8 protein-coding genes are annotated in these 6,681 nt (G+C 67.4%); 4 read left to right on the top strand and 4 right to left on the bottom strand.

The window, feature by feature from the left end:
- Positions 1-287: 287 nt before the first annotated feature.
- Entirely contained in the window at positions 288-881 is a 594-nt protein-coding gene (locus tag ABE459_RS11420; protein WP_125464399.1) for a TetR/AcrR family transcriptional regulator, read from the bottom strand.
- A 103-nt stretch (positions 882-984) separates the two neighbouring features.
- Here ABE459_RS11420 and ABE459_RS11415 point away from each other — a divergent pair, with 103 nt between their 5' ends.
- The gene (locus ABE459_RS11415; RefSeq protein WP_189654476.1) at positions 985-2,355 is read left to right on the top strand and encodes an MATE family efflux transporter; all 1,371 of its coding nucleotides are present in this window, start codon (positions 985-987) and stop codon (positions 2,353-2,355) included.
- On the opposite strand, the gene ABE459_RS11410 is transcribed toward ABE459_RS11415, so the two are convergent.
- Positions 2,343-2,672: a cupin domain-containing protein gene (locus ABE459_RS11410; protein ID WP_125464397.1), complete on the bottom strand. Its 330-nt coding sequence runs from the start codon at positions 2,670-2,672 to the stop codon at positions 2,343-2,345. The genes ABE459_RS11415 and ABE459_RS11410 overlap by 13 nt on opposite strands.
- A gap of 74 nt (positions 2,673-2,746) precedes the next feature.
- Between ABE459_RS11410 and ABE459_RS11405 the strand changes: the two genes are divergently transcribed.
- Both ABE459_RS11405 and ABE459_RS11400 read left to right on the top strand, forming a co-directional pair.
- Positions 2,747-3,646, top strand: coding sequence for a LysR family transcriptional regulator (locus ABE459_RS11405; RefSeq protein ID WP_125464396.1), 900 nt, complete (start codon positions 2,747-2,749; stop codon positions 3,644-3,646).
- A 106-nt stretch (positions 3,647-3,752) separates the two neighbouring features.
- Positions 3,753-4,949: an MFS transporter gene (locus ABE459_RS11400; protein WP_125464395.1), complete on the top strand. Its 1,197-nt coding sequence runs from the start codon at positions 3,753-3,755 to the stop codon at positions 4,947-4,949.
- Here ABE459_RS11400 and ABE459_RS11395 read toward each other — a convergent pair.
- Positions 4,946-5,359, bottom strand: coding sequence for an MAPEG family protein (locus ABE459_RS11395; protein ID WP_125464394.1), 414 nt, complete (start codon positions 5,357-5,359; stop codon positions 4,946-4,948). The genes ABE459_RS11400 and ABE459_RS11395 overlap by 4 nt on opposite strands.
- Positions 5,356-5,667 carry a DUF2834 domain-containing protein gene (locus tag ABE459_RS11390; RefSeq protein ID WP_125464393.1) on the bottom strand — a complete coding sequence of 104 codons (312 nt, stop codon included), beginning with the start codon at positions 5,665-5,667 and terminating at the stop codon, positions 5,356-5,358. Before ABE459_RS11390 ends, ABE459_RS11395 begins: the two co-directional genes overlap by 4 nt.
- Positions 5,668-5,778: 111 nt before the next feature.
- On the opposite strand from ABE459_RS11390, the gene ABE459_RS11385 reads away from it, so the two are divergent.
- Positions 5,779-6,582 carry a helix-turn-helix transcriptional regulator gene (locus ABE459_RS11385; RefSeq protein ID WP_223277146.1) on the top strand — a complete coding sequence of 268 codons (804 nt, stop codon included), beginning with the start codon at positions 5,779-5,781 and terminating at the stop codon, positions 6,580-6,582.
- Positions 6,583-6,681: the final 99 nt, after the last annotated feature.

Below are 6,681 nucleotides of genomic sequence, written 5' to 3'. Positions count from 1 at the left end.
GCGGCGCATCGCTGGCAAGCCAGCTCCCACATCTGTTTCGGGCCAGTTACTCCTGTTGTTTCATCGCTGTACGCCTTGTTGGTTCGACTCGGTATTGAGGTGGGCACTACTGGCGCCTCACCTGACTTGAGGCATGCACCAAGGCGGGCAGCGGTACCTTCACAGGCATAATTGGCCCGAAACAGATGTGGGAGCTGGCTTGCCAGCGATGCGCCGCGCGGGCGGCGCTCGATCTCATAGGCGCTGCAAAACCTTCGGCAAGCACCTGGCCGCCCCAACTCACCCCCTCAACACTGCAACCCTTCCAGCAAACACCGCAGCGCCCCCTTGACCCGCTCCGCCGCCGCCTGCGGATCATCCTGGGCCACCACCCAGATCCCGGTATCGCCCATGGCCCCATTGATCAGATGCGCCATGGCCACCGCGTCAAACGCCCGCAACCGCCCGGCCTCCTGCAACTCCACCAGCCCCTGGGCCATGGGCCCGATATAGCTGGCCTCTTCCAGCTCGCGCAGGCGCAGGCCCAGCACCCCCGGCGCATCTTGCAGCAGGATGCGTCGCAGGGCCGGGTCGCGCAGCAGGTCGTAGTAGTGCAGGCAGGTGTCGATGTACCCCTCCCAGGGGTCTTCATGGGTGGCGTAGCGCACATCCAGCGCCTGGTTGATCTCATCGAGCAAGCTCTGCACCACCGCGGTGAACAGCCCGGCCTTGCCACCGAAATGGTGATGCAGGGCACCACGGGTCAGGTCGGCTTCGGCGCACAGGTCGTCCATGACCACGGCACTGAAGCCTTTCTCGGTGAACTGGCGACGGGCAACGGCGATCAGCCGTTCGGTGGTGTCCGCGCTCATGGCGGCACGGCTACGGCGAGAGGTGGGCATGGCTGGCTCCAACTGAAAGCGATGCCGTGCAAATTAGCATACGTTGCGTATGTCAATAAATGGCATTAGCATACGCGGCGTATGTCAATTCGAGGTATTCACCGTGACTGCTTCTGTAAAGCACAGCGCCGTTTCCTGGCTTGCCGAGCTGCCAGGCTTGCTGCGCCTGGCCCTGCCATTGGTGCTGGGCCTGTCCGCTGCCGAGCTGATCAGCCTGACCGACACCGTGCTGCTGGCCTCGCTCGGCACCGTGGTGCTGGCCTGCGTGGCACTGACCAGCAGCGCCGGGCTGATTTTCCATGCGGGGCTCTATGGCATGCTCGCCACCCTCAGTGTGCGCGTCGGCCATGCCTTCGGCGCCGATGACCCGGCGACAGTGGCGCGCACCCTGCGCGCAGGCCTTGGCTACGGGTTGCTGATCGGTACCCTGGGCTGCCTGGCGATGCTGGCCGCCTTGCCGCTGCTGCAGTGGCTGGGCGTGCCTCTGCCGGACGTGGCGCTGCTGACCCCCTATTGGCAGGCCATGGCGGTGTTCCTGATCCCCTACTGCCTGATCGTGGTGTTCAAGGACGTGCTGGAAGCCATTGGCCGCCCGTGGGTGGCGGTATGGCTGGTGATGAGCGCGGTGTTGTTCAACATCCCGCTGAGCTACGGCCTGATCCATGGCCATTTCGGCCTGCCGACGCTGGGGCTGGTGGGGGCGGGGATCGCCGGGGTGCTCGCCGAGTCGCTGGCGCTGCTGCTGGCCCTGGCTTACTGGTGCCTGGCACCGTCGCTGGCGCGCTATCGCCAGCTGCCGCGCGGGCACGGCTTGCGCTGGCGCACGCTGTTCGGCGAGGGCTGGCCGTTGGGCATGGGTTACCTGGCCGAAGCCGGCGCGGTGGTGATCGCCGCCTGGATGCTCGGCTGGCTGGGCAACGCCGCACTGGCGGCCAACCAGGTGGTGCACTCGATCGGCGCGCTGCTGTACATGCTGCCGCTGGGCATGGCGGCGGCAGTGAGCATCCGCATCAGCCAGGCCCAGGGCCGTGGTGAGAGCGCCCGCATCCGGGCCATCGGCAGCGCCACCTTCGTCAGCGTTACCGCATGGATGCTGCTGGCCACCGTGCTGCTGGTGCTGTTTGGCCGGCGCATCGCCGAGGCCATGAGCGACGACCCGCAGGTGGTCGCCATCGCTGTGCCGATGTTCGTGGTGGTGGCCGCGATGCAGGTGGCCGACGGCCTGCAGTCCACCGCGCTGGGGGCCTTGCGCGGGCTGCAGGACTACCGCTGGCCGGTGGGGGTGACTATGGTCAGCTACTGGTTGCTGGCGCTGCCGCTCAGTTACTGGCTGGCCTTCCATTCCTCCTTGGGTGCGGTGGGGGTGTGGGTCGGTTTCGCCAGCGGCCTGGCCGTGGCCGCCGTGTTGCTGCCGTGGCGCTTCTATCGGCTGCAGGCCGCGCCAGCCCCGGTCGCCTTGGTTCAGCCGCGGTAGAACACCGCCAGCCACACGGTGGCCACGCCGGCCTCGGTCCATTCGACCCGGTGCCGGCAGTGCGGCGGGATATCCAGGTGGTCGCCCGGGCGCAATACACGGGGCTCGGTCTCGTGCTCAAGGCGCAACCCGGCGCTGCCGCTGAGCACCACCACCCACTCGCCTTCGTCCTGGTCGTACCAGAAGCCCGGCGGGCTGGCCTGGCCGCTGGAGACGATGCGCTCGATGCGCAGGCCCGGGCGTTGCAGCAGGTCGTCGAACTGCTCGCTGGCCTGTGGGTCGAGGGCGGGCAGGGCGGTGAACAGGTTGTCAGGCATGGAGGGCGCGTCCGTGGTTGATTCCAGGGCCTGATTGTAGGAAGGTTCCTGACTTTGCCCCAAGGAAAACTGCCATGGACAAGCTGCTGGCGCTCAAGGTGTTCATCGCGACCGTCGAGGCCCAGGGGTTTTCCGCCGCGGCACGCAGGCTTGGGGTGGCGACCTCGTCGGTGACGCGCCTGGTCGATGCGCTGGAGAGCGAACTGGGCGCCACCTTGCTCAACCGCTCGACCCGCCAGGTCAGCCTGACCGAGGCCGGGGCCGCCTACTACCAGCGTGCCCGCGACATCCTCGAAGCCTTGGCCGAGGCCGATGCCAGCGTCGCCGACCGTGGCGAGGAGCCCGTCGGCGTGCTGCGCCTGTGTCTGCCGGTGGAGTTCGGCCGGCGGGTGGTCGCCCCGCACCTGGGCGCCTTCCTGGCCCGCCATCCAGGCCTGGAACTGGACATCGACCTCAGCGACCGCTTCGATGACCTGCTCGATGGCCGCTATGACCTGACCATCCGTCTCGGCGAACCCGCACCCAGCGACGAGCTGGTGTGTCGTCGGCTGGGCCAGTTCGAGCGCTGGCTGGTGGCCAGCCCGGCCTATGTGGCACAAGGCCCCGCGCTGGACGACCCACGGCAACTGAGCACCCGCGCCTGCCTGCGCTTTCGCTATGGCCAGTCGGCCCGGCCCTGGCGTTTGCAGCAAGGTGAACAGCGCCTGGAGCTGGACGTTACCGGCCCGTTGCGCAGCGCCAACGCCGACCTGCTGCGCGAGGCCGCCATCGCCGGCAGCGGCGTGGCGCTGCTGGCCGACTGGCTGGTGCGCGAGGATGTTGCGGCCGGGCGCCTGCAACGGCTGTTCGCCGACTGGCAGGTGAGCCCGGGCGCTGCCAGCGCCACCATCAACGCGCTATACCTGCCCAACCACCGAGGGTCGCGGCGGGTGAAGGCGTTCGTTGCGTTCTGCGAGCGCTTGCTGACGCGCTAGCCGTTGCGCAGGGCGCAAAGCCTTGTTGCGTTGCCGATGGATTCTGCCGCTCGCTGCTTCCCGGCACCATGCCCGCACTTCTCCATCGTTTAGCGAGGCTACCCCCATGAATGCTTCCGTCGCTGTCGCCCAGCCGTCAGCGCCCGGCCTGAGCCGCGCCCTGGTGACGCTGCTGGCCTTCTGTTGCGGCGCCATCGTCGCCAACATCTACTACGCCCAGCCCATCGTCGGGCTGATCGCGCCTGACCTGGGCCTGTCCGCTGCGCACGCCAGCTGGATCGTCTCGCTGACCCAGCTGGGCTACGCCCTCGGGCTGCTGTTGCTGGTGCCGCTGGCTGACCTGGTGGAAAACCGCAAGCTGATGATCGCCACCGCAGTGCTGGCGACCGTCAGCCTGCTGCTGGCCGGCAACAGCGGCCATGGCCAGGGCCAGCTGTTCCTGGCCTATGCCTTGCTCATCGGCTTCAGTTCGGTGGCGGTGCAGATGCTGGTGCCGCTGGCTGCGCACCTGGCGCCCGAGCACCAGCGCGGCCGGGTGGTGGGTAACATCATGGGTGGCCTGTTGCTGGGCATCCTGCTGGCCCGGCCGTTGTCGAGCCTGGTGGCCGATCATTTCGGCTGGCGCATGGTGTTCATCGGCGCGGCGGGGGTGATGCTGGCGATCATCCTGTTGCTGGCCCTGACACTGCCGCGCCGGGAGCCCGAGCACAAGGCCAGCTATGCCGGGCTGATGGCCTCGCTGCTGGTACTGTTGCGCCGCTACCCTTTGCTGCGCCAGCGCTCGCTGTACCAGGCGCTGATGTTCGCCGCCTTCAGCCTGTACTGGACAGCGGTGCCGCTGGCCCTGGCCGCAGAGCATGGCCTGTCGCAAAGCCAGATCGCGTTGTTCGCCCTGGTCGGTGCCATAGGTGCGGTGGCCGCGCCGCTGGCCGGGCGCCTGGCGGATGCCGGGCATGGCCGACAGGCGTCGTTGCTGGCAATGGGGCTGGCGCCGCTGGCCTTGCTGCTGGGCCTGACCACGCCGGGCATGAGCGTGATCGGCCTGGGGTTGACCGGGGTGCTGCTGGACTTTGCGGTGCAGATGAACATGGTAATCGGCCAGCGCGAGGTCTATGCGCTCGACCCCGCCAGCCGCGGGCGCCTCAATGCGCTGTACATGACCAGCATCTTCCTGGGCGGGGCCGTGGGTTCGGCGCTGGCCAGCGGGGTGTATGCGCACTTCGGCTGGGCGGGCGTGGCGTTGCTGGGCGCGGCTTTGCCGGTGCTGGGGCTGGGCGCCTTCCTGCTGGCGCGGCAGCGCTAGCACAGGCGGGCGGCGATCATCCCGGCCAGCCCCAGCAGGCAGCCCAGGCCAACGGCAAATGCCAGTGTGCGCCAGGGTTGCCAGGCCGCCAGGTAGGCCAGGGTATGGGCCAGCCGGGCAGCGGTGAACAATGCGCACAACATCATGGTCGGCAGCTCAGGTGTGTGCAGGGTGATTGCCAGGCCGCCGAGCACGAAGAACAGCGGGATGTTCTCCAGGTCATTGGCCCAGGCCTGGGCGGCGCGGCGTACTTCGGGGCGCTCCTGGGCCGCGGCCGTGCGGCCCAGCACGGCGGCATCCTCGGCGTTGACGAAGGTCAGGTGACGCAAGCGGTAATACCCCTGGTAGCAGGAGATCGCCAGCATCTTGAGGAACAGCAGCAACACACTGGCGGCGAACACCGTGATCATGGCCGATGGCCTCTGAACCCGTGCACGACCAGGTACAGCAGCGGGCCGATCGAAACGAACACCAGGGTCAGCAGGCAGTAGGGCAGCACACTGCGCCCCGGGCGCCCATGGCGCTGGGCATCGCTCCACATCCACAGGCAGGCCAGCGCCGCCATCAGGTACAGGTCGATGACCACCTGCAGAGTGTCCGGGCTGCTGATCAGTTGCAGCCCGAAGGCCAGCAACGATTGTTCGGCATGGGCCATGGTCCAGCAGGTGTAGAGGGTCAAGGCGATCAGGGTGGCGAGTGCCAGCCAGGGTTTGCGCATGGTGGGAGCTCCGAGGTGGTTTCGATGCCCGAACACTAGTGATAGGGTCCCAGCCCAGCAATGACCTCAGAGGTCATGGACGACTCACCTGAACATTCGCAGGCTCAGCCCATGGACATTTCCACCTTTCACCCCACCCGGCCAACGTCCACCGCAGGTTCGCCGCTGCGCCAGTTGCGCCGCCAGGCCGGGCTCAGCCAGATGCAGTTGGCCCTGCGTGCCGGTGTTTCGCAGCGTCACCTCAGTTGTATCGAAACCGGTCGGGCGCGGCCAGGCATTGCCACCCTGCATGCCTTGCTGAGCGCGCTGGATGCACCACTGGAGCGCTGCAACGAGGTGTTCCTCGCCGCGGGCCTTGCGCCGCGTTACCAGGCCTCGCCACTGGATGCCCCGGCGCTGGCGGCCGTGCGCGATGCCATGGAGCACCTGTTGCAGGCCAACAACCCCGCACCGGCAATCGTCATCGACGGTAACTGGGACGTGCTGGCGGCCAATAGTGCGACGGCCGCGCTGTTTGCCTTGCTCGGATTGCCGCCGTCGCAGGTGGAAGGGTTGAACATGCTGGCCATGCTGTTTGCGCCCGGCGGGCTGGGTGAGCATTTGCTCAATGCCGAAGAGATTCGTGCGGTGGGTTGGCACCGTGCCCGTCAGGAGTCGCTGAGCAATCCGGTATTGGCAAAGCGCCTGGCGCAGATGGCGCTGCCAGGCGAGCTTGAACCTGCCCAAGGCGTATTGCCGCCGCTGCTGTTGACGCGGCTGGCGTCGCCACAGGGCGAGCTGACCTTCATGTCGACCTTCACTACCTTTGGCATGCCTCAGGACATTACGGTCGAGTCATTGCGCATCGAGCATCTGGTGCCGGCGGATGCGCGAACCTGGCAGGTCATGCGCGAGGCCTGTTCAGCGTTTGCCTGAAAGGCGCAACCGCCGGCAAACCCCATACAACGAGTTTGCACGTCCGCTGTAGGAGCGGCCTTGTGTCGCGAAAGGGCTGCAAAGCAGCCCCGGCGATTT

The sequence above is a fragment of the Pseudomonas sp. TWI923 genome (genome assembly GCF_039673365.1).
Taxonomy (GTDB): domain Bacteria; phylum Pseudomonadota; class Gammaproteobacteria; order Pseudomonadales; family Pseudomonadaceae; genus Aquipseudomonas; species Aquipseudomonas sichuanensis.
This window is presented reverse-complemented; position numbering and strand designations above follow the sequence as displayed.

Bases quoted from the DNA above. Each gene is read 5' to 3' on its own strand.
- ABE459_RS11420 (WP_125464399.1), bottom strand. From the start codon at position 881: ATGCCCACCTCTCGCCGTAGCCGTGCCGCCATGAGCGCGGACACCACC.
- ABE459_RS11410 (WP_125464397.1), bottom strand. From the start codon at position 2,672: ATGCCTGACAACCTGTTCACCGCCCTGCCCGCCCTCGACCCACAGGCC.
- ABE459_RS11405 (WP_125464396.1), top strand. From the start codon at position 2,747: ATGGACAAGCTGCTGGCGCTCAAGGTGTTCATCGCGACCGTCGAGGCC.
- ABE459_RS11400 (WP_125464395.1), top strand. From the start codon at position 3,753: ATGAATGCTTCCGTCGCTGTCGCCCAGCCGTCAGCGCCCGGCCTGAGC.
- ABE459_RS11395 (WP_125464394.1), bottom strand. From the start codon at position 5,359: ATGATCACGGTGTTCGCCGCCAGTGTGTTGCTGCTGTTCCTCAAGATG.
- ABE459_RS11390 (WP_125464393.1), bottom strand. From the start codon at position 5,667: ATGCGCAAACCCTGGCTGGCACTCGCCACCCTGATCGCCTTGACCCTC.
- ABE459_RS11385 (WP_223277146.1), top strand. From the start codon at position 5,779: ATGGACATTTCCACCTTTCACCCCACCCGGCCAACGTCCACCGCAGGT.